At 71.9% G+C, this 22,622-nt stretch carries 25 protein-coding genes; 9 read left to right on the top strand and 16 right to left on the bottom strand.

Annotation, left to right across the window (positions count from 1 at the left end; all coding sequences use genetic code 11):
* Window positions 1–74: 74 nt before the first annotated feature.
* Together BOQ63_RS37820 and BOQ63_RS37815 are read left to right on the top strand one after the other, a co-directional pair.
* Window positions 75–1,016 carry an ATP-grasp domain-containing protein gene (locus BOQ63_RS37820; protein WP_072655793.1) on the top strand — a complete coding sequence of 314 codons (942 nt, stop codon included), beginning with the start codon at window positions 75–77 and terminating at the stop codon, window positions 1,014–1,016.
* Between the two features lie 198 nt (window positions 1,017–1,214).
* Window positions 1,215–1,694 carry a ricin-type beta-trefoil lectin domain protein gene (locus BOQ63_RS37815; protein WP_037828201.1) on the top strand — a complete coding sequence of 160 codons (480 nt, stop codon included), beginning with the start codon at window positions 1,215–1,217 and terminating at the stop codon, window positions 1,692–1,694.
* Between the two features lie 68 nt (window positions 1,695–1,762).
* On the opposite strand, the gene BOQ63_RS37810 is transcribed toward BOQ63_RS37815, so the two are convergent.
* From BOQ63_RS37810 to BOQ63_RS37785, 6 genes are all read right to left on the bottom strand, one after another.
* A complete protein-coding gene (locus tag BOQ63_RS37810) occupies window positions 1,763–3,049 on the bottom strand; it encodes an alpha/beta hydrolase family protein (RefSeq protein ID WP_072655792.1) in 1,287 nt (428 codons plus the stop codon).
* A gap of 120 nt (window positions 3,050–3,169) precedes the next feature.
* Complete coding sequence (locus tag BOQ63_RS37805) at window positions 3,170–3,634, bottom strand: hypothetical protein (protein ID WP_141763793.1); 465 nt, start codon at window positions 3,632–3,634, stop codon at window positions 3,170–3,172.
* A 59-nt stretch (window positions 3,635–3,693) separates the two neighbouring features.
* Window positions 3,694–4,905, bottom strand: coding sequence for an acyl-CoA dehydrogenase family protein (locus BOQ63_RS37800; RefSeq protein WP_072655791.1), 1,212 nt, complete (start codon window positions 4,903–4,905; stop codon window positions 3,694–3,696).
* Entirely contained in the window at window positions 4,905–5,933 is a 1,029-nt protein-coding gene (locus BOQ63_RS37795) for a phosphotransferase family protein (protein WP_030278677.1), read from the bottom strand. Before BOQ63_RS37795 ends, BOQ63_RS37800 begins: the two co-directional genes overlap by 1 nt.
* Before the next feature lie 130 nt (window positions 5,934–6,063).
* The gene (locus BOQ63_RS37790) at window positions 6,064–6,273 is read right to left on the bottom strand and encodes a DUF397 domain-containing protein (RefSeq protein ID WP_072655790.1); all 210 of its coding nucleotides are present in this window, start codon (window positions 6,271–6,273) and stop codon (window positions 6,064–6,066) included.
* 3 nt (window positions 6,274–6,276) lie between these two features.
* The gene (locus BOQ63_RS37785) at window positions 6,277–7,101 is read right to left on the bottom strand and encodes a helix-turn-helix domain-containing protein (protein ID WP_072655789.1); all 825 of its coding nucleotides are present in this window, start codon (window positions 7,099–7,101) and stop codon (window positions 6,277–6,279) included.
* 105 nt (window positions 7,102–7,206) lie between these two features.
* Between BOQ63_RS37785 and BOQ63_RS37780 the strand changes: the two genes are divergently transcribed.
* A complete protein-coding gene (locus tag BOQ63_RS37780) occupies window positions 7,207–7,551 on the top strand; it encodes a recombinase family protein (RefSeq protein ID WP_072655788.1) in 345 nt (114 codons plus the stop codon).
* Window positions 7,548–7,733: a hypothetical protein gene (locus BOQ63_RS37775; protein ID WP_030278685.1), complete on the top strand. Its 186-nt coding sequence runs from the start codon at window positions 7,548–7,550 to the stop codon at window positions 7,731–7,733. The genes BOQ63_RS37780 and BOQ63_RS37775 overlap by 4 nt, the downstream gene beginning before the upstream one ends.
* On the opposite strand, the gene BOQ63_RS37770 is transcribed toward BOQ63_RS37775, so the two are convergent.
* Window positions 7,730–8,371: a TetR/AcrR family transcriptional regulator gene (locus tag BOQ63_RS37770; protein ID WP_072655787.1), complete on the bottom strand. Its 642-nt coding sequence runs from the start codon at window positions 8,369–8,371 to the stop codon at window positions 7,730–7,732. The two genes, BOQ63_RS37775 and BOQ63_RS37770, sit on opposite strands and share 4 nt — an antisense overlap.
* 120 nt (window positions 8,372–8,491) lie before the next feature.
* Between BOQ63_RS37770 and BOQ63_RS37765 the strand changes: the two genes are divergently transcribed.
* The 3 genes from BOQ63_RS37765 to BOQ63_RS37755 all read left to right on the top strand — a co-directional run bounded on the left by BOQ63_RS37765 (window position 8,492) and on the right by BOQ63_RS37755 (window position 12,029).
* Window positions 8,492–9,529 (top strand): medium chain dehydrogenase/reductase family protein, encoded by a 1,038-nt coding sequence (locus BOQ63_RS37765; protein ID WP_072655786.1) that lies wholly within the window; start codon window positions 8,492–8,494, stop codon window positions 9,527–9,529.
* A gap of 115 nt (window positions 9,530–9,644) precedes the next feature.
* Window positions 9,645–10,646 (top strand): trypsin-like serine peptidase, encoded by a 1,002-nt coding sequence (locus BOQ63_RS37760; protein ID WP_150476276.1) that lies wholly within the window; start codon window positions 9,645–9,647, stop codon window positions 10,644–10,646.
* 120 nt (window positions 10,647–10,766) lie between these two features.
* Window positions 10,767–12,029 carry a polysaccharide deacetylase family protein gene (locus BOQ63_RS37755; RefSeq protein ID WP_072655785.1) on the top strand — a complete coding sequence of 421 codons (1,263 nt, stop codon included), beginning with the start codon at window positions 10,767–10,769 and terminating at the stop codon, window positions 12,027–12,029.
* Window positions 12,030–12,087: 58 nt separating this feature from the next.
* On the opposite strand, the gene BOQ63_RS37750 is transcribed toward BOQ63_RS37755, so the two are convergent.
* The 3 genes from BOQ63_RS37750 to BOQ63_RS37740 form a co-directional block, all read right to left on the bottom strand.
* Entirely contained in the window at window positions 12,088–12,225 is a 138-nt protein-coding gene (locus tag BOQ63_RS37750) for a hypothetical protein (RefSeq protein WP_167395709.1), read from the bottom strand.
* A gap of 72 nt (window positions 12,226–12,297) precedes the next feature.
* A complete protein-coding gene (locus BOQ63_RS37745) occupies window positions 12,298–13,305 on the bottom strand; it encodes a glycoside hydrolase family 113 protein (protein ID WP_072655784.1) in 1,008 nt (335 codons plus the stop codon).
* A 23-nt stretch (window positions 13,306–13,328) separates the two neighbouring features.
* A complete protein-coding gene (locus BOQ63_RS37740) occupies window positions 13,329–15,335 on the bottom strand; it encodes a transglycosylase domain-containing protein (protein WP_046386278.1) in 2,007 nt (668 codons plus the stop codon).
* 247 nt (window positions 15,336–15,582) lie between these two features.
* Between BOQ63_RS37740 and BOQ63_RS37735 the strand changes: the two genes are divergently transcribed.
* Entirely contained in the window at window positions 15,583–16,692 is a 1,110-nt protein-coding gene (locus tag BOQ63_RS37735) for a hypothetical protein (RefSeq protein WP_030550625.1), read from the top strand.
* A gap of 6 nt (window positions 16,693–16,698) precedes the next feature.
* Here BOQ63_RS37735 and BOQ63_RS37730 read toward each other — a convergent pair whose 3' ends face one another.
* The 6 genes from BOQ63_RS37730 to BOQ63_RS37705 form a co-directional block, all read right to left on the bottom strand.
* A complete protein-coding gene (locus tag BOQ63_RS37730) occupies window positions 16,699–17,331 on the bottom strand; it encodes a ribonuclease FAU-1 family protein (RefSeq protein WP_072655783.1) in 633 nt (210 codons plus the stop codon).
* Complete coding sequence (locus BOQ63_RS37725; protein WP_072655782.1) at window positions 17,328–18,227, bottom strand: Gfo/Idh/MocA family protein; 900 nt, start codon at window positions 18,225–18,227, stop codon at window positions 17,328–17,330. The genes BOQ63_RS37730 and BOQ63_RS37725 overlap by 4 nt, the downstream gene beginning before the upstream one ends.
* A gap of 73 nt (window positions 18,228–18,300) precedes the next feature.
* Window positions 18,301–18,981: an O-methyltransferase gene (locus tag BOQ63_RS37720; protein ID WP_030278705.1), complete on the bottom strand. Its 681-nt coding sequence runs from the start codon at window positions 18,979–18,981 to the stop codon at window positions 18,301–18,303.
* A gap of 88 nt (window positions 18,982–19,069) precedes the next feature.
* Entirely contained in the window at window positions 19,070–19,735 is a 666-nt protein-coding gene (locus BOQ63_RS37715) for a DedA family protein (RefSeq protein ID WP_030278707.1), read from the bottom strand.
* Between the two features lie 289 nt (window positions 19,736–20,024).
* Complete coding sequence (locus BOQ63_RS37710) at window positions 20,025–20,867, bottom strand: class I SAM-dependent methyltransferase (RefSeq protein ID WP_072655781.1); 843 nt, start codon at window positions 20,865–20,867, stop codon at window positions 20,025–20,027.
* 90 nt (window positions 20,868–20,957) lie between these two features.
* On the bottom strand, window positions 20,958–21,563 hold the full coding sequence (locus tag BOQ63_RS37705) for a TetR/AcrR family transcriptional regulator (protein ID WP_072655780.1): 606 nt from the start codon (window positions 21,561–21,563) through the stop codon (window positions 20,958–20,960).
* Window positions 21,564–21,633: 70 nt separating this feature from the next.
* Between BOQ63_RS37705 and BOQ63_RS37700 the strand changes: the two genes are divergently transcribed.
* Window positions 21,634–22,527: an NADP-dependent oxidoreductase gene (locus BOQ63_RS37700; RefSeq protein WP_030278713.1), complete on the top strand. Its 894-nt coding sequence runs from the start codon at window positions 21,634–21,636 to the stop codon at window positions 22,525–22,527.
* Window positions 22,528–22,622: the final 95 nt, after the last annotated feature.

The following is a 22,622-nucleotide window of genomic DNA, read 5'->3' as shown; positions in this document are numbered from 1 at the left end:
CAGGCCACGGCCGCACCCGGATGGCTCACCAGGCCTCCTTGCCGCGTCCGGGTGCGCGCCGTTTCCATGGCTCCATGAGCCGACGGGATCTCGTTCTTCTGACCGACCACAGCTCGACCGAAGGCACCCGGGAGGTGATGGCCGTCGCCGCCCGGCGGCTGACCGGCCGCGAGCCAGTCCAGCTGGACGCCCGGCACTTCATGACGGACGGCACGGGCAGCGCCGCCTGCACCGGCCGGATCGAGGCGGTGGGCGACGGGACCGTCCGACTGGAGGCCGAGGGGCGCGTCGTGACCACGGACGCGGTGGTCGTCTACGAGATCCCGCCGCACCGGCGCCCCGCCTTCGCCCACTGCCAGCGGCTGCTGCGCGCCTCCGGCGTCCGCTCGCTGGGCACCGACGTCGAGGCCTGGCGCACGGCGACCGAGAAGGACCGCACGGTCGAGCGTTTCACCCGCGACGGCGTACCGCACATGCCGACGATCACGCTCTCCCGGCCGACGCCGGAGGCCGCCGCCGAGGCCTTCGCACGACTCGGCGGCGACGTCTGGGCCCGGCCGTGCGTCGGCATGGGCGGGAACGACGTCTTCCACGTCACCGACCACGCCCAACTCGCTGCCGCAGCACGGCACTACGCTGACCTCGGGCAGGACTGGCTGATCGCCCGGGACGCCCGGAACTTCACCGCCGACGGGCGGCGCCACCAGTACCGGGTGGTCGTCCTCGACGGCCGGGCCGTCCGCGCGGTGGAGCACGTCCAGCCGGATCCGGACGCCCCCTGCAACGAGTGCCAGGGCGCCTCCTCGACCACCCTGGAGATCGACGAACTACCGCCTGGTATAGCAGAGTTGGCGATCCTCGCGACCAAGTCCCTGGGCCTCCCGCTGGCCGGCGTCGACCTCGCCGCCGAGAGCGGCGGCGTGGTCTTCGAGGTCAACGTCCACCCGGCCTTCGGCCGCACCCGAGGCGTGGACCAGATCGCCGCCCCGTACGTCGCAGCACACCTGCACTCCTGAAGCAAGGTTTCGACCGAAATTCAACCCTCGAACACCAGACCACCCATGATGAGCCGTTCGCATGAATACGTAGGCCGACTCTACTAGTTCGCCAACGAGCGATGCTCAAATTGGCACGCACTCGAGCCCGAGCTGCTGAAGCCCACCACGGTCGTGTGCGATCCGCACGACCTTCAGCGAGAACGGAACCGACTCGTCATGGTGTTTGCTCTCCGCAAGACCCTCGCCGTCGCGGCCCTGGCGCTGACGGCCTCCTTCCTGCCGGCCGTCGGGGCGGGCGCCGCCGACACCGCGCAGGCGAGCCCGCGCACCCCCGGCCTCTACTGCCTCGCCAACACCTGGAACACCCCGAACATCGGCACCAAGCCGTGCTACCCCAGCGACCTCGGCCAGCACTGGACCCTCTCGGGCGAGCAGATCTCCCTCAGCAACGCCCGGGGCTACTGCCTCGCCAACACCTGGGGTACCCAGACCGTCTCGGTGAAGCCGTGCGACCCCAATGACCAGGGGCAGTACTGGACCGTCTCGGGCCAGCAGATCACCCTCACCTTCGCCCCGGCCCACTGCCTCGCCAACGTCTGGCAGAGCCCGAGCGTCGGCACCAGGCCGTGCAACGCCGCCGACCCCGGACAGCACTGGGTGGTCTTCGACGACCAGATCAGCCTGGCGCTCGCCTGACGAACCCCGCCGCCGTGCCCGGGGCCACTCCAGTCGGCCCCGGGCACGGCCCTGTCCTGCGCAAGGGACTACCGCTCGTACGTCATCTCCGGGAAGCGTGCCGAGGGGCCGTCCAGCAGGTGGTCGTCGTGGCCGCGCAGCCAGCGGTCGAAGAAGGACGCCACGTAGGAGCGGGTGGCGAGTTCGGCGCGGTCGGGGCGGATGGTCCCGACCTCCGAGGCCAGCCCTTCGGGGCTGATCGCGCCCTGGCGGGCGAGTTGGGGCAGCAGGGACTCCGCATCGGTGTAGGAGCCGTGCCGGGAGCCCTCCAGGGTGAGGTCGGCGTGCCAGCCGGTGCTGTTCTGCCACAGCGCGTCCCAGCCGGGCTGTCCGTGGTAGCTGCCGGAGTCGTTGCTCCTGGTGCCCATCAGCAGGAACGGGCGGTCCAGGCCGTCCTGGGCGACGCTCGGCAGGAAGACGCCGGTCTGCCCGTCCGGGCCGGGGAAGTGCATCTGACCGTCCATGTTGATCCCGGCCGCGATCCGCGGGTCGTCGTGCATGGTCTGCAGGGCGGTGAAACCGCCCGCCGAGTGGCCGACCATGCCGATCCGCTGGAGGTCCAGCGAGGCGGCGAGGCCGGTCGGCAGGCCGGAGAAGCGGCGCAGCCCGGCGAGTTCGTCCAGCACGAAGCGGGTGTCGTCGACCCGGGTGGCCATGGACTTGCGCAGCACGGCGCCGATGTCCAGGCCGGGCTGCCCCATCATGGCGGGGAACACCGAGGTGGCCAGGTCCCCGCCGGGGAAGGCGACTTCGGAGGCGTCGTAGGTGTGGTCGATGGTGACGACGACGTAGCCGCGCGAGGCGAGGTCCTCGACCAGGGCCGTGCCCCAGCTGCGCGGGTCGCCGAGCCCGGGCGAGTACAGCACCACCGGGCGCGATCCGCCGGGGCGGGCCGGGGCGTCCTGCCGGGCGTGGGTGAGGATGCCGGACCAGTCCGTACTGCCGGGCTGCAGACCGTAGTTGAGCTTTCCCGCGCCGGTGTCGCTGCCGAAGTGCTCCCCGGCGGAGGGCGCCATGTAGCGGGCCCGCTCCTGCCCGGCGGCCGGGCGGGCGGTCGGGTACCAGAAGCTGATCATCAGCTCGCGCTCGTGCCCGGGGTGCCAGGGGTCCTCCCGCCCGGCGTCGGTCAGGTGCAGCGAGGTGGTCCCGATCGGGTACGGCCCGGTCGGCTGCGGCAGCCACGCCGCGGCCTGCCGTCCGCCACCGTCCGCCGGCGCCGCCACCGCCACCGCCACCGCCCCGGGCGCACCCGCCACCCCGAGCGCCGCCGACGCCACCAGCAGTACCGCCGCCACGGCCCGTCCCCGCCTGCCCATCCCACTGCCTCCTCGTCGTGTTCCGTTGACGAGGGGAACGCTACGGGCGGGGCGGTCGGAATCCGTCATACCGAGGAGCCAAGTCGTCCTGGGTACTCGGGTATGACCCTCGTGCGGGCGCTACCGCCCGAGATGGTCGGCCAGGGCCTCCACGGTGCGGCGCCGCATGGTGTACATCGAGACCGCGGAGCCGTCCGCGAAGCACAGCCGGAACCTCGCCATGGCCTGGAGTCGCGGGCGCCGTTCCACCCGCGCCACCACGCTGCGCGGGACGTGCCACAGCAGTCGGCCGACCTTGCGGATGTCCGGCCCGACCGTGACGAAGGCGGTCCGGCGGTCGGTCACCACCAGCAGCTTGGCCGCCACCCCGCCCTCCGCCTTCGGGAAGCTGCGGGCGATGCTGCCCGACTCCCCCGTCACCGCACCGATCCGCGCCAGCGCGTTGCCGATCGCCGCTCCGGCGCCGTCCCCGACCCCCTCCGCCCCGGCGGCCGGAATTACCTTCGCGACGTCCACCAGGTCTTCGCCCGGCTCCAGCAGAGGTTGCACAGCCGGTCGGTAGCGGTTCATCAGAGCCTCAGTCATGCCCGTCAGAGTAGAAGGGGATCACCGAGGACCGAACGCGAGGGCTGCCTCATCGCGCATCAGCGGTACCGCTTGAGCTCCCGGCGGGCCAGCGAGCGCCTGTGGACCTCGTCCGGCCCGTCGGCGAGCCGCAGGGTGCGGTTGCCCGCCCACAGCTGGGCCAGCGGGGTGTCCTGGCTGACGCCCGCGGCGCCGTGGGCCTGGACGGCCTTGTCGAGGATCCACTCGACGGTGCGCGGGGTGGCGATCTTGATGGCCTGGATCTCGGTGTGGGCGCCGCGGTTGCCGACGGTGTCCATCAGCCAGGCGGTCTTGAGGACGAGCAGCCGCAACTGCTCGATCCGCACCCGGGATTCGGCGATCCAGTCCTGCACCACGCCCTGCTCGGCCAGCGGACGGCCGAAGGCCACCCGCTCGCTCGCCCGGCGGCACATGAGCTCCAGGGCGCGTTCGGCGATGCCGATGGCCCGCATGCAGTGGTGGATCCGGCCCGGGCCGAGCCGTGCCTGCGCGATGGCGAAGCCGGTGCCCTCCTCGCCGATCAGGTTCTCGGCCGGGACGCGGACGCCGTCGAACAGCACCTCGGCGTGGCCGCCGTGGTCGGCGTCGTCGTAGCCGAAGACGGTCATGCCGCGCTTGACGGTGACGCCCGGGGTGTCGCGCGGGACGATCACCATGCTCTGCTGGCGGTGCGGTTCGGCGGTCGGATCGGTCTTGCCCATCACGATGAACAGCTTGCAGTCCGGGTTCATCGCGCCGGTGATGTACCACTTGCGGCCGTTGACGACGTACTCGTCGCCGTCGCGCTCGATCCGGGTGGCGATGTTGGTGGCGTCCGAGGAGGCGACCTCGGGCTCGGTCATCGCGAACGCGGAGCGGATCTCGGCGTCGAGGAGCGGGCGCAGCCAGCGCTCCTTCTGCTCGGCGCTGCCGAACTGGGCGAGCAGCTCCATGTTGCCGGTGTCGGGGGCGGCGCAGTTGAGGGCGGGCGGGGCCAACTGGATACTGCGGCCGGTGATCTCGGCGAGCGGGGCGTACTGGAGGTTGGTGAGTCCGGCGCCGTGCTCGCCGGGGATGAAGAGGTTCCACAGGCCCTGCTTGCGGGCCTCCGCCTGGAGGTCGGCGACGACGGACGGGACGGCCCAGGGCTCACGGGCGGGGTCGGCGAGCTGGGCGGCCAGGACGGGCTCGGCGGGGTGGACGTGCTGGTCCATGAACGCGAGCAGCTGCTCACGGAGTTCGTTCGTGCGGGCGTCGTAGGCGAAGTCCATCAGTTCTCCTTGAGGGTGCCGAGGCCGTGCCGGGCGAGGATCGGGGCCATCTCGCCCGCGCGCTCGAAACCGGCGCCCAGGGTGCGGCCCTGCTGGAAGCGGTAGTGGATGCCCTCGGCGACGGCGGCCAGCTTGAAGGAGGCGAAGGCCACGTACCAGTCGAGGTCGGCGGCCTGGCGTCCGGTCAACTCGGCGTAGTACGAGACGATTTCGTCGGCCTTGGGGAAGCCGGGGGCGGTCATGGCGGAGGGGATGATGCCGCCGCCGACGCCGGCCAGCTCGGTGTACATCACCAGGAGGCCGATGTCGGTGAGCGGGTCGCCGAGGGTGGACATCTCCCAGTCGAGGACGGCGGTGATCGTGTCGGAGTCGTCGACCAGGACGTTGTCGAGGCGGTAGTCGCCGTGGACCAGGGCGGGGGCCGGAGAGGTCGGGAGGCGGTCGGAGAGGAGGGCGTGCAGCCGGTCGAGGTCGGGGAGGTCGCGGCTGCGGGAGGCGGCGAGCTGCTTGGACCAGCGGCTCAGCTGGCGCTCCAGGTAGCCGTCGGGCCGGCCGAAGTCGGCGAGGCCGACGGTGGACGGGTCGATCCTGTGGAGGGCGGCGAGGGTCTCGACCAGGCGGCGGCCGAGCGCGGCGACCCGCTGTTCGCCGACGGCGGCCAGGGTCGTCCGGGACCGGTGCGCGACGCCCGGGAGGTGCTCCATGAGGTACCAGGGAGCGCCGAGGACGTCGGTGTCGTGGTCGATCAGGAGCATGTTGGGGACGGGAACGCCGGTGTCACGGAGGGCGGACATCACGCGGTACTCCCGGCCCATGTCGTGCGCGGTGGCCAGGACGTGCCCGAGCGGGGGGCGGCGCAGGACCCAGCGGGAGGCGTCGTCGCTGAGGACGTACGTGAGGTTGGAGCGGCCCCCCTCGATGAGGTCGGCACGCAGAGACCCCTGGACGATCCCCGGGAGCTTTTGGTCCAGGTACGAGCGGAGGCGGCCCAGATCCAGGCCGGGCGGATCGGTGGGGGTCTCGGACATCGGGCGGCTCCTGAGGGTGGCGAGATCGATGACTAAGCGCTTGCTTAGCATTCAGCGCAAGGACCCTCCTGTCAATGCCACGAGCCCCCGGACTGGTCAGTCCGGAGGCTCGCAGGGAAGACGGATGGGACTAGATGTCGCCGAACTCGCCCGAGGCAGCCGCAGCGACGAAGGACTTCCACGCCTCGACCGGGAAGACCAGTGCCGGGCCCTCAGGGTCCTTCGAGTCGCGGACGGGAACGACGCCGGGGAAGTCGCCCGCGACCTCCACGCAGGAACCGCCGTTGCCGGAGTACGACGACTTGAACCAGGAAGCGCGGGACAGGTCTAGGCGGATCATGGGTCAAAGTTCCTCTCGGGCCTTGCGAATCAGGTCAAGGGATGCGGCTCGGGTCAGCGCTTCCACCTGCAACCGATCGTAGGCCTTTTCCCACGCCCTGACAGTCCTGTCTTCGCGCACGACGAAGCCGTGATCCGCTGTCTCGGTGTAGCCGACCACGGAACGGTCGGCAAACGTCAACAACGTGAGGAAGGAGCGGAATGGGGCATGCTCAGCCAGGCCGAAGGGGGCTACCTGGAAGATCACATGAGGCCTGGCCGCCATCTCGGCCAAGTGATCAAGTTGCGCACGCATGATCGCACTACCACCCACCGGCCTTCGGAGGGCACTCTCGTCTATCACCGCATGGACCACGGGCGGTTGAGCGCGCTTGAGGAGTCGCTGTCGCGTCACGAGGAACTTCACTCGCTCCTCGGCTTGGTCCTGCGTGCTGCTTCCTCGATGCACCGCGCCAGCCTCGATCGCAGAAGCATAGGCCTTGGTCTGGAACAGTCCAGGAATGAGATTCGGTTCGAAGATCCTGATCTCGGCCGCGCGGGCCTCCTGCGCAGCATGCTCGGGGAAGCCCTCCAGAAAGCCCTTCCGCCGCATCCCGACCCACATCAGCTCAAGCGTCTGGCCGGTCCCGAGCGCCTTGTCGACCGCCCTGACGAAATCTCGACTGGTGGATTTGCGGCCGGTTTCCACCGCCGAGATGTAGCTGTCCGAGTACCCACTCGCCGCAGCCAGATCCTGCTGGGTCCAGCCCAGCGCCTCACGCGAGCTGCGAAGTAGCGCGCCGAAGGACTCCCGCGGGGAGGCTGTTGGGTCAAGCTCTTTGCGGTTCATCGCTCACACCCGATTCCACCTGAAACGCAGGCAAGTTGAACGATTGCCAAGCCTAGCGGACAGTAAGCACTCCTGGTAGTCCCACAACTACGGAGAGGAGCAGCCATGTCCTGCCCCCAGCCCCCGCAGGCCAGCCGAGTCGAGGTGGTGGTCTACCTCGCCAAGAGCAACTCGGCCTTCCCCGAGCGCGAGTTGCGCATGTGCGAGTCCTACGCCAACACCTTCAACTGGGACATCTCCCTCACCGTCGTCGACGACGAGACCCACGCGAAGGGGCCCGAGCACCGGCCCATGCTCCAGGCCGCCCTTCAGCGCCTCCTCGACCGCCGAGCCGGCGCGATCCTCGTCCCCACCAAGGCGACAATCTCCCCCATCGACGGCGAGTTCAACGAGTTCGCCGAGCGCGTGGAGAAGGCCTCCGGCTTCATCCAGATCGCGACCCGGCGATGACCGAGCGCTACGCCATCCTCCCCGCCGACGCCCCGCACGGCGCCTCCTACCAGGTCTGGGTCGTCCGCGACCGCACCACCACCCACCTCGTCAAGGCCCTCCCCCCGGCCGACGAGCCGCTCCGCTTCTACTCCTACGCCCAGGCCCTCGCCTGGACCCGCACCAACTCCCCCGCCAGCTAACTCTTCAGCCGCGCCAGCGCGACGACGAGCCGGTCGGCGATGTCCTCGGGCCAGGCGAAGGCGACCGTGACCGCCCGCTGGTGGGCCAGCCCGTGCAGGCCCAGCCAGAGGGCCACGGTGTCCGCGTAGGGATCATCACTGCCGGACACGCCCGCGGCCACGCACGCGCCCAGAGCCTCGATGAGCAACTGGAGCACCCCCTGCCCGAGGGCGCTCATATCATCCACCGTCACGCTGCTGTCCTGCAGCGCGGGCACCCAGACGCCGCCGAACATGGTCCGGTAGCGCTCGGGGTGCTCCCGGGAGAACCCCAGGTAGGCATGGCAAAGGGCGAACAGCCGCTGCCGGGGATCCTCACCAGCACTGCCCAGGGCTGCCCGCAGCTGGGCCTCCAACTCGTCGAAGGCCTGCCGCACCACGGCCAGCATGATGGCCGGCTGGTCGGGGAAGTGCCGGTAGATCGACGGCGCGGCGATCCCGACCCGGCGGGCCACCGACCGCAGCGTGACGGCGCTCTCGGTGCCGGCCTCGTCGAGCAGTTCGACCGCCGCCGCCACGATGTCCTCGTGCAGACGGGCACCTTCCCCGCGGCGGTTGCGGGCGCGGGCGGGGGGCGTGCTCGGTTCGTCGTTTCCCATGGCGTGAGCTTACAGGTGAAAACTTACGACCGGCAGCCCTTGCGGGCCGTGAACTTACACCTGTAACTTTACGGCCGTAGCCACAACCGTCACCGCCACCGCCCCGAAACGGAGCACGCCATGAGCAACCCCGTCGCCACCCCCGCCACCGAGGTCGTCCTGCCGGGCGAGGTCGAGCCGAGCGGCCTCCGGCTCCGCACCCGCGACCTCCCGCCGCCGACCGCGGGCCGGGTCCTGCTGCAGATGGAGGCCACCGGCGTCTCCTTCGCCGAGCAGCAGATGCGCCGAGGCAAGTACTACGACCAGCCGCCCTTCCCCTTCGTGCCCGGCTACGACGTGGTCGGCACGGTGGTCGCGACCGGCCCCGGCGTCGACCCCGCGATGGTCGGGCGCCGCGTCGCCGCCGTCACCAAGACCGGGGCCTGGGCCAGCCACCTGCTGCTCGACGCCGCTGACGCCGTCCCCGTACCGGACGGGGTGGCGGCCGCCGACGCGGAGACCGTGGTGGTCAACGGCGTGACGGCCTGGCAGATGCTGCACCGCACCGCGAAGGTCTCCCGGGGCGCCACCATCGTCGTGCTGGGCGCCAACGGCGGCGTCGGCTCCACCCTCGTCCAGCTGGCCCGGCACGCCGGGATCACGGTGATCGGCACGGCCTCCGCACGGCACCACGACGCCGTCCGCGCCCTGGGCGCCACCCCCGTCGACTACCGCGACCCCGAGCAGTACCGCCGCATCCGGCAGCTCGCACCGCACGGCGTCGACGCGGTGTTCGACCACGTCGGCGGCGCCGGGCTGGAGGAGTCCTGGCGGCTGCTGCGCCGCGGTGGGACCCTGGTGTCCTACGGCACCGCCGCCACCAAGGACGAGGCCGGCAACTCGCGGCTCCCGGTGCTGAAGCTGTTCGCCCGGCTGGCCCTGTGGAACCTCCTCCCCAACGGCAGGTCCGCGCACTTCTACAACCTCTGGGCGGGCAAGCGCCGCCCCGCGTCCTTCCGCGCCCGCCTGCGCGAGGACCTCACCCAGGTGCTGACCCTGCTCGCCGACGGCACTCTCACCGCCCAGGTCGCCGCGGAGTTCCCGCTGGACCAGGCCGCGGCCGCGCTCGCCCTGGCAGAGTCACGCACCGTCGCGGGCAAGGTCGTCATCGTCGCCTGACGTCGGCGGCGTGCTCCACGGGCCGGTCCATGGGAAACAGCGCACTGGCGTAGCGCCCACGGTCCTTCCACGGGAGCCTTGAACCATCGGCCCACCGACGCAGGAAGGACACCTGATGGTGCGCAGGACGAGGCTCATCAGCCGTGCCACCGCCGCAGCAACCACCCTGCTCCTGACGACCGGGCCTGTCCCCGCCGCCGGCGCCGCAACACCGGGCCCGGCCAACCCGACCGCGAAGCGGCTCAACGCGTACTGGACCCCGGCCCGCATGGCGGCCGCCCTGCCCGCCCCCGCCCCACCCGCCCCACCCACCGCACCCACCGCACCGACCGCACCGACCGCACCGAGTACGGCAGCGGCGGCCCCGGCGGACGGCCCCCGGCCCGGGGAGTTCATCCCGTCGAGCAGGAGCTTCGACGGCATCCCCCCAGTGGGCACGTTCTTCTGGACCGACGCCGGCGGCACCGGTCGTACGTGCAGCGCCTCCGTGGTGCACAGTCCCGACCACGACCTGGTGCTGAGCGCGGGGCACTGCCTCAAGGGCTACTCCGGCACCGCCCCCGAGCGGAACCTGGGCTTCGTCCCGCAGTACCACGACGGACTCAAGCCGTTCGGCATCTTCCCGGTCAGGAGCAACGGCGTCTACGTCCCGCAGGAGTACTACGACAAGGGTGAACACGCGGGCGCCGCCTACGACTTCGGGTTCGCCGTGACCGAGCCCAACCAGGACGGCGAGCGGCTGGAGGACGCGGTGGGCGCGGTCCGGCTGCTCACTGGCACCGGCTGGTTCCACGCTCCGGTCCGGATGATCGGGTACCCGGGCGGCGCGCCGAAACCGCTGGAGTGCCTGAGCTGGACCACCTGGTGGGCCAGCGACGACCCGGCGGATCCGGGCACCTTCGAACGCATCGCGTGCGACGGCTTCGTCGGCGGGACCTCGGGCGGGCCCATGCTGGTGCCGTGGCCGGGCGGCTGGGCGGTGATCGGAATCATCGGGGGCTACCACACCGGGGGCAACACCCCCCAGATCTCCTACAGCGCCTCGTTCGGCTCCGCCACCCGGGACCTCTACGACGCCGCGACCACTGGCGCGCCTCCGGCGGCCCCCGCTTCCTGAACCCCCGCGCTCCCGTTCGCGAGATTGTTCGACGACCCGTGCAACCTTTTCCGTCCCTCAGGTCATCGATCACATGAATGTTCTGTTCGATCGAACTGTAGGCCGGGAGAAGGGGAATCCGTGCGGACTGCTCGCGGTGCGGTCGTCCTGTTGGCCGTGGGGGTCGTCGCGTCCCTCACACTCACCACGGGAGACTCCTTCTCGCGGGGCAGACCGAACGCCGCCGCCCCCGATCCCACCGCCCCTGAAGCGGAGCCGGAACCGGAACCCGCCGGCACCCCCGCTCCCACCCCCACCCCGACGCCGACCTGGGACGGCAAGGTCCACGTCCTCGGCGACGGCTCCACCTCCTACACCGGCCCCCAGCCAAAGCAGCCCACGCCCGAGAAGCTCAAACCGGGCGAGAAGCCACCGCAGTTCGTCGTCTTCTCCTGGGACGGCGGCCTGGAGGGCGACGACCACCTGTTCTCCCGCTTCCGCAAGCTGGGCGCGGAGAACAACGCGCAGATGACGTACTTCCTGAGCGGCATCTACACCCTCCCCAGGTCCAAGCGCACCCTCTACCACCCGCCCCAGCACGACCCGGGCGCCGCCTCGATCGACTACGCCACCGACGCCCACATCAAGGACACCCTGGAGCAGTTGCGCCTGGCCTGGCTGGACGGCAACGAGATCGGCACCCACTTCAACGGGCACTTCTGCGGGAAGAAGGGCGGTGACGACTGGAGCGCCGAGGAGTGGAAGAGCGAGCTGGACCAGGCCGTCTCCTTCGTCACCAACTGGAAGACCAACACGGGCTACAAGGACCTCCCGCCGCTTCCCTTCGACTACACCAAGGAACTGGTCGGCGGCCGAGCCCCCTGCCTGGAGGGGCAGAAGAACCTCCTCCCGGCCGAGAAGGCGGCGGGCTTCCGCTACGACGCCAGCTCCCCCGGCGAGTTCCAGGTCTGGCCGAGCAAGAAGGACGGCATCTGGAACTTTCCGCTCCAGCTGCTGCCCTTCCCGGCGAAGGGCTCCCAGGGCCTCTCTATGGACTTCAACTTCCTCGCCGGCCAGTCCGGGAACACCTCCAAGGGCGATCCGAAGAAGTTCGACGAGTGGGAGAAGGAGACCAAGGAGAGCTACCTCGCCGGCTTCGAGCGCGTCTACAACGGCAGCCGGGCCCCGCTGTTCATCGGGAACCACTTCGAGGACTGGAACGGCGGCATCTACATGCAGGCCATCGAGGACGTGGTGAAGGACGTCTGCCACCGGGACGGCGTCCGCTGCGTCACCTTCCGCCAGGTCGCCGACTGGCTGGACGCCCAGGATCCGAAGGTCCTCGACAAGCTGCGCCAGCTCGACCCCGGCCAACCGGCCGACTGGTCCCGCCTGGTGAAGTGACGCGCGGGCAGCCGGCCGGGCGGGCGGCCGGGCGGGCAGGCGATCCAGCAGGACCCCCTCAGCCGGTGCGCCGCGCCAGGGCGAGCACGCTGAGCCCGAACATCCGCACCCCCAGCAGGAGGTGGACCGCAGGGACGTGCGCGATGCCGAGCACCACGGTGGCCTCCTTCGAGGTCTCGGACGACGGCCGGGTCACCCGGATCCGGGTGGTCCGCGACCCGGAGAAGCTCCTGGCCCTGGGTGCGGGAGGGCTGATCCGGCGAGGACCTCAGCCGATGCCGGGCGGCGCGTACGCCCGGGCCACGGCCCCGAAGGCGGCCTTGGGCGTGGTGCGCCCGTCCGGCCAGGAGCGGACCAGGCCGTAGCCGACCGTGTCCAGGTCCTCCCGGGGGTCGTCGGACGCCGGGTAGGCGGGGGTCACATAGGTGAAGACGAACGCTCCGGCCAGCCCCGCCGCCGTGAACAGCTCGATGAGCAAGGTGAGTTCGGCGGCCTGGGCCGCCTCGTCCCGGACCAGTCCGGGGCGCGGTCGGCGGACGCCGTCCGTGCGGTCGACCAGGGTCCAGGCCAGGGCGCCGTGGTCGGCCGCCCCGGTGAACGCGGCGCAGCCGAACTCGGCCACCACCACCGGCTTCCCGTGCCCGTGCAGCGCTTCGAGCGTGGTCCGGAGGGTCGCCGCGTTGGCGGCGTCCCGGTAGGCGTCGACCGCCACCAGGTCGAAGGGCGTCCAGTCGACGTCCTCCCACAGCCCGGCGGCGTAGGTGACCGGACCGTCGAAGTGCTTCCGGGCGGTGGCGACGGCGGTGGCCAGCAAGGCGTTGAACCGGACCGGCGGCGGACCGGCCGCGAAGTACTCCGGCGGCCAGCTCATCGGGTCCGCCAGCGCGGCCAGCCGGGCGGCGATGTCCGTACCCGGAACCAGTCCGGTCATGAAGGCGCTCAGCTCGCAGCCGACCACCAGGGTGACGTCGCCGCCGGCCCGGTGGAGCTCCCCGGCGACCTCGGCCGCAGCGGCGACGGCTCCCAGCGTCGCCGCCTCGTCCGCGTTCGGCAGCATCGGGGAGAGCCACACCGCCAGGCCGAGGCCGATGGCCGTCTCCGCGGCCTGCCGCATCCTCGTGACGTCGTCGCCGGTGATCCGGACCGCGGTGCAGTGCAGTTCGCCGGCGACGGCGGCGAGTTCCCGCCGCATCGTCGCCGCCGTGAGGTCCGGACGGGTGACGGAGCCGTCGACGGTCGGGGTGCCGGTGTCATAGGTGATGCCGTTGATCTTCACCCCCCTGTTCTACCGGAATTCTCCTACCGGCCCGCCTCCTTCATGTACGAGGTCCAGATCCGGCCCGGCAGTTCGGAGTCCGGGGTGTCCGGCGCTGCCCCGCCGAGGCCCTCCAATGACAACAGCTTCATGTCCTTCAGGTCCGCCCGGAAGACGGTGACCGCCGTGGACAGCTGCCCGTTGTAGCCGACGGTCCATCCGGCCGTACGGTCCGGGGTGGTGCCGGGCTTGGCCGCCAGGCCCGGGCCCGCCTCGGCGAGCGACTGGGCGCTGCCGCCGCGCACCGCCCCCTTGAGCGCCGTGTCGACGTCCGCCGCCACCGACGGGGGCAGCGCCTGAACGGCGGTCGGCAGCCGCAGGTCGAGCTGCGCGCCGTTGCGGGTGATCCTGAGCACCGAGTACGGGTCGGTGTGGCGGCCGCCGGCCGCGAAGGCGGCGTAGGCGTCGGCGGCCCGGATCGCGCTCGGCTTGGAGTTGCCGACGCCGAAGGCGGGCACCAACTCGCCCATGCTGTCCGGCAGCAGGCCCAGGGCGGCCGCGGTCTGCTGCACCCGGTCCAGGCCGACGTCCATGGCGAGCTGCATCATCGGCCCGTTGACGGACTGCTCCACGGCGCTGCGCAGGGTCACCTGGCCCCAGTTCCGCTTGCCGTCGTTGGCGGTCTTCACGGTCTTCCCGTCGCGCCCCCAGTACGGGCCCTCCGGGGTCGTCACGTTCACGCCGTTGTCGCCGTCGTAGGTGGTGCCGGGTGTCACCGGGGTCCGGTTGCCGTCGCGCCGGCGCTGGACGCCCTGGTCGAGCCCGGCGGCGTACACCAGCGGGGTGAAGGCCGAACCCATCGGCACGGTCGAGGCATTGGCGTTGTCGAAGCCCTGTTTCAGGTAGTCGGGGCCGCCGTACAGCGCCACGATCCGCCCGTCGAGGGCCACCGACGCGGCGCCGACCTTCACCAGCTTGTCGGCCTCCCGGCTGCCGGGGTCGATGCCCTTGGTGGCCTCCTGCACCGCCGCGGCCAGGGCGTTGACCTTCGGCTTCTCGAAGGTGGTGAAGATCTGGTGGCCGCCGAGGTCGAACTGGGCGGGCGTGATGTCGGTGTGGCTCTCCACGTAGCTCCGGGCCATGTCCACCAGGTACCCGACCTGCCCGCTCAGCCCGGCCGCCTTCGGCTGCGGCCGGGGCTCCGGGAACACCGTGTACGTGGCGCGCTCGGCGGCGGACAGCTTGCCGGCCTCCACCATCCGGTCCAGGATCCAGGACCACCGTTCCTCGGCCCGCTCGTGGTTGGCCGCGCCCAGCGCCGGGTCGTACTGCCCGGCCCCCTTCAACAGGGCTGCCAGGAAGGCGCCTTCGCTCGGGTTCAGCTGCGAGACGTCCTTGCCGTAGTACGCCGCCGCGGCGCGCTCGATGCCGTAACTGCCGCGCCCGAACCAGCTGGTGTTCAGGTAGCCGGCCAGGATCTCCCGCTTGCTCATCCGCCGGTCCAGCTTGACCGCGATGACCATCTCGCTGAGCTTGCGGGAGACGTCCTGGCGCTGGTTCAGGTAGATGTTCTTCACGTACTGCTGGGTGATGGTCGAGCCGCCCTGGGTGTCGCCGCCCGAGAGCATCTCGTAGACCGCACGGCTGATGCCCTTGAGGGAGATCCCCGGGTCCGAGTAGAAGGTCTCGTTCTCGGCGGACAGCACGGCCCACTGCACCGGCTCCGGCACCTGGTCCAGCGGCACCTCCTGCCGGTTGGTGTCGCCGATCCGGGCCATCTCGGTGCCGTCGGCCCAGTAGTAGACGTTGTTCTGCTGGGTGGCGAAGGCGTTCAGGTCGTCCGGGACCTCCGTGGTCGCGTAGAACCAGGCCGCCAGCGCCGTCAGCGCCACCGCCGGGAGCCCCACCACCACGAGCAGCTGCCGCCAGGACGGGAGCCAGCGGCGGACGCCGCGCCGCCCGCCGCGCGGGTAGTCGATCCACCGCAGCGCACGCCACCGGCGGCGCCCGGCCTTCCGCTCCTCGACTTCCCCGTCCTGATGTGCACTCACAGGCTGCTCTCCGCTTCGCTCGTGGGACAGACCCCTCCACTGGATAGACGCCGACAGGCCGGTCCGTTGGACGGGCGAAACCGGTGTGATCATGCTCATAGCGGTAGGCGGAACCCTTGCGGGATCCCTGCGGAAGCCGTGGAAAACCCCGCCCGGAACCCCGCCCGGAACCCCTGCGGGACCCGCCCGCAACCCGCCCGGAGCCCCTGGGAGCCCGTCCCCCGCGGCCTACCGCCAGAATGGCGGCATGAGGTTGATCCACACGCTGCTCGGCGTGCTGCTGCTCCTGCTCGTCGTGGGCAGCATCCTGCGCACCCTGGTCGTCCCCCGCGGTCTCTACTCGGCCCTGGTGCACCGGCTCTGGTGGGTGCTGCGCACGGTGCTACGGCTGTGGGCCGCGCCGTTCGGCACCTACCGGGCGCAGGACCGCGCGCTGACCTGGCTGGCCCCGCTGGTGCTGCTCGGCATGCTCGGGATATGGCTCAGCGGGATGCTGCTCGCCTACACCCTGCTGCTGCACGGCATCTCCGACCTCAGCTGGTCGGTGTCCATCCGGGAGGCCGGGTCCAGTCTGTTCACCCTCGGCTACGCCAGCGGCGAGCGGCTGCAGCTGTCCGCGATCGACTTCCTGGCCGCCGCCAGCGGCCCGCTGGTGATCGCCCTGCAGATCGCCTACCTGCCCACCCTGTACGCCGCCTACCAGCGGCGCGAGACCGAGGTGACCCTGCTCCAGTCCCGGGCCGGCGAGCCGGCCTGGGGGCCGGAGCTGCTCGCCCGTCAGTCCCTGGTCGACACCGAGACGGCGCTCCCCCAGCTCTACCGCGACTGGGAGCGCCTGGCCGCCGACATCGGCGAGAGCCACTCCAACTACCCGGTGCTGCTGTCCTTCCGCTCCCCGCAGCCCAACCGCAGCTGGGTGGTCGGCCTGATCGCCGTCATGGACGCCGCCGCCCTGCACCTCGCCCTCTGCCCGCGCTCTGCCCCGCCCGAGGCCCGGCTGGTGATCCGGGCCGGCTTCACCGCGATGCGCGACATCGGCCGCTCGCTGCGCGTCGACTTCGACACCGACCCCGACCCGGACACCCCGATCCGCCTCACCTACGCCGAGTACCTGGGCGCCGTCGCCATGATCACCGCCGCCGGTTTCGCGCACGAACGCCCGGTCGAGGAAGCCTGGCGGCACTTCCGCGGCTGGCGCGTCAACTACGAGGCGCTGGCCTACGAACTCGCCCGCCGCAGCGACGCCGTACCCACGCTGTGGACCGGCCCGCGCGACTTCCACGCCCCGGTCATCCCGCCGGCCCGGCCCACCGACCGCCGGCCGGACAACTCCCGGCCCACGCTGCCGCCGGCCTGAGACGCCCTACGGCCGGGCGGGCAACGGCGGAAGCGGCCAGTCGGCGGGCGGGGCGAAGTCGCGGTGGGTGCCGTCGAAGGGGAACGCCCCCGCCTCGACCAGCCGCGCCACCGCCTCGCCGCCCGCCCGGATCGCACGGGCCTGTGCCGCGCTCCAGAACGCCGGGTGCCCGGTCTTGGCGGCGAAGGACTCCTCGTCCTTCCAGCGCCACCGCCGTTCGGCGTCCACCTCCAGGTCCAGTTCCAGGTCGTGGACGTCGATCTCCTCGCCCCGGTACTCCCGGCGCTCCAGGTTCACGTACCAGTGCGAGAAGCCGCTGCCGGGCTCGAAGATCCACCAGACCGCGTACGGCTCACCGGCCGGCTGGTGGATCAGCGCGCTGACCGCGTCCCACTCCCCGGCCACCATCGGGTAGCCCCCGGCCGGGTGGCTCTCCGGCGGGATGTCCCGGATGTGCTGCCCGTCGGGCAGCTCGGCCTTCCACAGCGGCGAACCGGCCGCCAGCCAGAGCAGCAGCCCGTCCGGGCCGCACTCGACCACCCGCATCGGCAGGCAGCTGGTCAGCTGCCCGCCGAAGTGGAAGTTCCAGCGCAGCACCTGCCCCGGGACATGCTCCGGAGGCGTCGTGGCGGGCCTCACAGGTCCACCGGACGGCCGTCGGCCAGCGAGCGCTCGGCCCCGGCCAGGATCTCCACCACCCGCAGACCGAAGTCCGCCGCGCAGGGGTGCGGCTCGCCGGAGGCGGCCGAGGCCAGCAGGGCGTCCACCGCCCGGTGCAGGGCGACGGTCGGGGCCTCGCCGCGCTCGGGCAGTTGCGCCACCCCGTGCTCGCCGCGCAGCTCCATCACGGCGCCGCCGCCCGCCCGCGGCACGGTCAGGCTGAGCGCCATCGTGCTGGACGCGCCCCCGACGTGCCGCACCACCAGGTGCACGGTGTCCAGCGGCCCGGCGACCGCCGTGACCTGCGTCGCGTCGCCCAGCACCGGGAGCAGCACGGACAGCGCGTGCGGGCCGACGTCCCACAGCGCGCCCTTCTCCCGGCGCCACGGCGAGGCCGCGTACGGGCTGGTGCTGCCCGGCGCGAACACCGAGCCGAGCCAGTCCGAGCGGCCGGTGAACCAGCCGCCGAGCTCCGCCTGCCGCTCGATCCACGGGATCTGCTCGCCGCCGAAGCGGACGGTGAAGAACACCACCGAGGCCACCTCGTGCGCGCACACCGCCTCGGCCACCGCCCGGGCGTCCGGCACGGTGAACGCGACCGGCTTGTCCAGCAGCAGGTGGCGGCCCGCCTCGGCGGCCCGTACGGCGAGCCCCGCCTGGACGGACGGCGGCAGCGCGACGGAGACCGCGTCCACCTCGGCCAGCAGCCGGTCGAGGTCGCCGTACCCTGGCACACCGTGCGCCACGCCGAGCGCCTCGGCCGCCTCCGGCCGGCGGCCCCAGACGCCGGTGAACTCCAGCCCGGGGTGCTCCGCCAGCACGGGCGCGTGCACCCGCTCTGCCCAGGTGCCGGTGCCCAGCAGTCCGATGCGCACGATGTCTCCGCTCCTTCTCTCTTGCCCTGCGCTGTGCTCGCTCAGCCCTGCACCTCGCTCAGGTGCACCTCGGTCAACCCTGCACCCGCACCAGCGTGAACCCGTCGTAGCCCTTGCTGCCCACCGTCTGGACGGACGTCCCGGTGACCCTCGGCTCGGCGGCGATCAGCTCGTGCAGGGTGCGGGTGCCGACGATCGCCGGGTCGGTGCTGGCGGCGTCGGCGATGGCCCCGCCGCGCACCACGTTGTCGACGATGATCAGCGAACCCGGCCCGGTCAGCTGGAGCGCCCGGCGGAAGTACTCGGGGTTGCTCGGCTTGTCCGCATCGATGAACACCAGGTCGAAGGGCTCTTCGCCCTGCTCGACCAGCGCCGCCAGCGAGTCGGCGGCCCGGCCGACCCGCACCTCGGCGACCTCGCCCAGCCCGGCACGGGCCAGGTTGCCGCGCGCCACCTCGGCGTGCCGGGGGTCGAGCTCCAGGGAGATCAGCGTGCCGTCCGCGGGCAGTGCCCGGGCCAGCCAGATCGTGCTGTAGCCGCCGAGCGTGCCGACCTCCAGGATCCGGCGCGCCCCCTGGGTCAGCGCCAGCAGGTGCAGCAGCTTGCCCTGGTTCGGCGCCACCGCGATCTTCGGGAGCCCGGCGGCGTCGGCGGCGGCCGTGGCGGCCTCCAGCGCCGGGTCGTGGCCGACCAACTGCTCGGAGAAGTACGCGTCCACGGCGTTCCACGTCGTCTGCTGCGTCGGCTGCGTCATCGGGCCCTCCAGTGGTGCAAGATCGACAGGTTCCAGCCGATGCTACTCCGGGGCCCGACGACGCCGGCACAGTATCCGTTACGCTCCGTCACTCCGCGACGGGAGCCTTGAGCGCCTCGGCGGCCTTCGCCGCCTCCTCGGCCTCGATCTTCGCGTGGGTCTTCGCCGCCCGGCGCTTCATCAGCCAGGCCGAGGTCGCGCCCACCACGACGGCCGCCGCCAGGGCCACCAGGGAGAACCGGGACAGCCACGGCTCGATGGCCTTGCCCACCTTGAAGACCAGCAGCGTCGTACCGCCGGCCCAGATCACGCCGCCCAGCACGTTGGCGATCAGGAACTTCCAGTAGGGCATCTTCAGCGCGCCCGCCAGCGGACCGGCGAAGATGCGCAGCAGCGCGATGAAGCGGCCGAAGAAGACCGCCCACATGCCCCACTTCTGGAACGAGCGCTCGGCGGTGGCCAGGTGCGAGGGCCCGAAGTGCTTGGGGAACTTCCGCCCCAGCTTCTCGAAGAGCGGCTTGCCCCCCTTGCGGCCGATCGAGTACCCGATCGAGTCGCCGATGATCGCGCCCGCGATCGCGCAGGCCGCGATCCCCCACGGGCTCACCACGCCCTTGACCGCCATCAGGGTCGCCGTGACCAGGGCGACCTCGCCGGGCAGCGGGATGCCCAGCGACTCGAGCCCGATGATCAGGCCGATCAGGGCGTACACCGCAGTCGGTGGGACGCTCTCGATCCAGGCGTCGATGTGCAAGGCCAGCACCTCCGTGGCAGCTCGGAACGGCCCCGGCTCCCCGTGGAGCCGAACACCCGTCCCGGTGGTTGTCCGATGGCGGCACCAGGCCGCTCCCCCGGGGCGCAGCCTAACGTGCCGAACGGCCCGCCCCCCCGGCCGATCACCCCTGGTTACGACGTGCGCCCCCGCACCAATAGTTCCAGCCCGGTCGGCATTCCTTCAAGATTGGGCAAAACGTCGTGCGGCCGCCGCCGGACACTGCATGATCCACCGCGTGAGCGGCATCCCGCCCGTTCGTCGCCCACTGCTACGCCTGCCCGGTCCGCTCGGCGAAGTCCAGGACGGTGACGGAGAGGCGGCGACTGGCCAGCGGCGGGACGGTCATGGCCAGTGGCAGCAGGGCGCCGAGGAGTCCGCGGCCGCCGGCCGGCCGGACATCCCGTACCGCCACCACAGCCGGACTGGCGGTGCGGAGTTTGTCCCGCTCGTCCGCGTCCATCGCCCACGGCATCGGCGGCACCTGGTACCCGCGGCCGCGGATCCTCCCCGCCGAGGCGAGTCGGCCGAACCAGCGCGGGACGGCGTCCAGTACGAGGGAGCCGCCCGGGAAGCGCTCCGCGCAGCCCGCGATCAGGGACCTCACCCGGGCGGGCGGAAGGTACATCAGCAGTCCTTGCGCACTGATCAGCACCGCCTGATCGCGGTCCACCTCGTCGGCCCAGGCGTCCAGGTCGGTGGCGTCCGCGGCCAGGTAGCGCTGACGCGGCCCGGGAGGCAGCAGCTTCTCCCGCAGCGCCACCGACTCGGGCAGGTCCACGCTCAGCCAGTGGGCCCGTCCGTTGTCGACCCGCCAGTACTGGGTCTCCAGGCCGTCCCCCAGACAGACCACCGTGCCGCGCGGCTCCCGCGCCAGGAAGTCCGCCACCTCGCGGTCGAAGCAGGCCACGCGCAGGGCCTGGAGCTGGCCCTGGACGCCGCTGGCGCCGAACCGCTCCGCGAACGGGAAGTCGATCCGGTCGACCAGCTCGACGGCCTCGGGATCGTGGAGCACGGCGTCCGGCCGGCGCGCCTCCAGCGCCCGGTGCCACAGCGTCCACAGCGCCGTCTCCGGCACCTGCTCCAACTCCGGTCGTTCGCCGCCGCCGCTCATCTCGACTCCTCCGTGGACAACCCCGGCCCGGACCCCGCCGATTCTGACACCGACCCGGTGCCGCCCTTCCCCCCGACGCGCCGGACCCGGCTACAGGGCGGCCCTCCCGTCGGGCTCCCCGGAGGGGCGGGTGACGGCCCAGGCCGCCTCGATCATCCCGAAGATCTCGTCCAGCGCGGCGTCCGGATCGGCCGCCTCACGGGCCAGCGAGTAGGCGTCGATCACGAACCTCGCGATCGTCCGGCTCGCCGTCGTGGTCGGTGACAGCTCGGGATCAGCGGCGATGGCCGCTGCCAGCGACTCCGCGTGGCGCAGCCTCATCGACTCCTCGTACTCCCGCAGGGCGGGCGATTCGTCGATCATGCGCCAGATCGGGGCGGCGCCGTCCGCCGTGCAGTGCCGGACCAGGGCCTCGATCTCACGGCGCAGCGCGGGGATGAGCGGCTCGTCCGGCGTCCGGCCGGTGACCGCCCGCGTGAGGCGTTGCTCGAAGTCGTCGTCCCGCTCGAAGACCAGGGCCTCCTTCGAGGCGAAGTGGGAGAAGAGCGTGGTGACGGCCACGTCGGCCTCGGCGGCCACGTCACGGATTCCCACCGCCTCGTACCCGCGCTCCAGGAAGAGCCGGAGGGCGGTGTCGGCGATCTTCTCGCGGGTCGCGGCTTTCTTGCGCTCACGGCGGCCGGGCGGCGCGGTCATACCGTAACCCTAGCAAATACGAAACCGCAACAGTTCCAAAACACTAACCGTTAGTGCTACGGTCCACCGCATGAGGAAAGTGAGCTTCGCCGAGTTCGGCGGCCCCGACGTTCTGCAACTCATCGACGCCGAGGAGCCCCACGCGGGCCCCGGTCGGATACGCATCGCCGTACGGGCGGCCGGCGTGAACCCCGTCGACTGGAGGATCCGCGAAGGCCAGAAACTGGGAGCCCATCCGACCGAGCTGCCCTCCGGAGTCGGCCTGGACGCCGCCGGGGTGGTCGACGAAGTCGGCGAGGGCGTCGAAGGGGTCGAGGTCGGCGACCGCGTGTTCGGCGAAGGCGCCTGCACCTACGCCGAGTTCACCGTGCTGTCGGCCTGGGCCCGCATGCCCGAGGGCCTGTCCTTCGAAGAGGCCGCCGGCTACCCGTCCGTGGTGGAGACCGCGCTGCGCATCATCCGCGAGGTCGGCGTGCAGCCCGGGCAGACGCTGCTGGTCAGCGGCGCGTCGGGCGGCGTCGGCTCGGCGGTGCTGCAGATCGCCCGCGACCGCGGCATCACGGTGATCGGCACGGCCGGGGCCGCCAACCAGGACTACCTGCGCGGCCTGGGCGCCCTCCCCACGACGTACGGCGAGGGCTGGGTCGACCGGGTACGGCAACTCGGCCGCATCGACGCCGCCCTCGACCTGGCCGGCTCGGGCGTGATCCGCGAACTCGTCGAACTGACCGGGGACCCGCAGAAGGTGATCACCATCGCCGACCTCGGCGCGCCCGACCTCGGCGTCCGCTTCTCCGGCGTAGCCGGGAGCGTACCGGCGGCGCTCTCCGTGGCCGCCGACCTCATCTCGCGCGGAAGGCTCCACATCCCGGTCGAGAGGACCTACACGCTCGCCGAGGCCGCAGCCGCCCACGTCGACAGCCAAGCAGGCCACGCCCGCGGACGCCGCGTCATCGTTCCCTGACCTCCCCGGCACCAACATCCCGCCGCCGCAAGCCGCCCGGCTCCCCCCGCCGGGCGGCTTGCGCCACGCCCTGACGGCACGCCAGCCTCCCTGCA

The sequence above is a fragment of the Streptomyces viridifaciens genome (assembly GCF_001888885.2).
In the GTDB taxonomy this organism is placed as follows: domain Bacteria; phylum Actinomycetota; class Actinomycetes; order Streptomycetales; family Streptomycetaceae; genus Kitasatospora; species Kitasatospora aureofaciens.
This window is presented reverse-complemented; position numbering and strand designations above follow the sequence as displayed.

Excerpts from the sequence above, each read along its gene's own strand:
- BOQ63_RS37820 (WP_072655793.1), top strand. The coding sequence starts at position 75 with ATGAGCCGACGGGATCTCGTTCTTCTGACCGACCACAGCTCGACCGAA.
- BOQ63_RS37815 (WP_037828201.1), top strand. The coding sequence starts at position 1,215 with ATGGTGTTTGCTCTCCGCAAGACCCTCGCCGTCGCGGCCCTGGCGCTG.
- BOQ63_RS37810 (WP_072655792.1), bottom strand. The coding sequence starts at position 3,049 with ATGGGCAGGCGGGGACGGGCCGTGGCGGCGGTACTGCTGGTGGCGTCG.
- BOQ63_RS37805 (WP_141763793.1), bottom strand. The coding sequence starts at position 3,634 with ATGACTGAGGCTCTGATGAACCGCTACCGACCGGCTGTGCAACCTCTG.
- BOQ63_RS37800 (WP_072655791.1), bottom strand. The coding sequence starts at position 4,905 with ATGGACTTCGCCTACGACGCCCGCACGAACGAACTCCGTGAGCAGCTG.
- BOQ63_RS37795 (WP_030278677.1), bottom strand. The coding sequence starts at position 5,933 with ATGTCCGAGACCCCCACCGATCCGCCCGGCCTGGATCTGGGCCGCCTC.
- BOQ63_RS37790 (WP_072655790.1), bottom strand. The coding sequence starts at position 6,273 with ATGATCCGCCTAGACCTGTCCCGCGCTTCCTGGTTCAAGTCGTCGTAC.
- BOQ63_RS37785 (WP_072655789.1), bottom strand. The coding sequence starts at position 7,101 with ATGAACCGCAAAGAGCTTGACCCAACAGCCTCCCCGCGGGAGTCCTTC.
- BOQ63_RS37780 (WP_072655788.1), top strand. The coding sequence starts at position 7,207 with ATGTCCTGCCCCCAGCCCCCGCAGGCCAGCCGAGTCGAGGTGGTGGTC.
- BOQ63_RS37775 (WP_030278685.1), top strand. The coding sequence starts at position 7,548 with ATGACCGAGCGCTACGCCATCCTCCCCGCCGACGCCCCGCACGGCGCC.
- BOQ63_RS37770 (WP_072655787.1), bottom strand. The coding sequence starts at position 8,371 with ATGGGAAACGACGAACCGAGCACGCCCCCCGCCCGCGCCCGCAACCGC.
- BOQ63_RS37765 (WP_072655786.1), top strand. The coding sequence starts at position 8,492 with ATGAGCAACCCCGTCGCCACCCCCGCCACCGAGGTCGTCCTGCCGGGC.
- BOQ63_RS37760 (WP_150476276.1), top strand. The coding sequence starts at position 9,645 with ATGGTGCGCAGGACGAGGCTCATCAGCCGTGCCACCGCCGCAGCAACC.
- BOQ63_RS37735 (WP_030550625.1), top strand. The coding sequence starts at position 15,583 with ATGAGGTTGATCCACACGCTGCTCGGCGTGCTGCTGCTCCTGCTCGTC.
- BOQ63_RS37720 (WP_030278705.1), bottom strand. The coding sequence starts at position 18,981 with ATGACGCAGCCGACGCAGCAGACGACGTGGAACGCCGTGGACGCGTAC.
- BOQ63_RS37710 (WP_072655781.1), bottom strand. The coding sequence starts at position 20,867 with ATGAGCGGCGGCGGCGAACGACCGGAGTTGGAGCAGGTGCCGGAGACG.
- BOQ63_RS37705 (WP_072655780.1), bottom strand. The coding sequence starts at position 21,563 with ATGACCGCGCCGCCCGGCCGCCGTGAGCGCAAGAAAGCCGCGACCCGC.
- BOQ63_RS37700 (WP_030278713.1), top strand. The coding sequence starts at position 21,634 with ATGAGGAAAGTGAGCTTCGCCGAGTTCGGCGGCCCCGACGTTCTGCAA.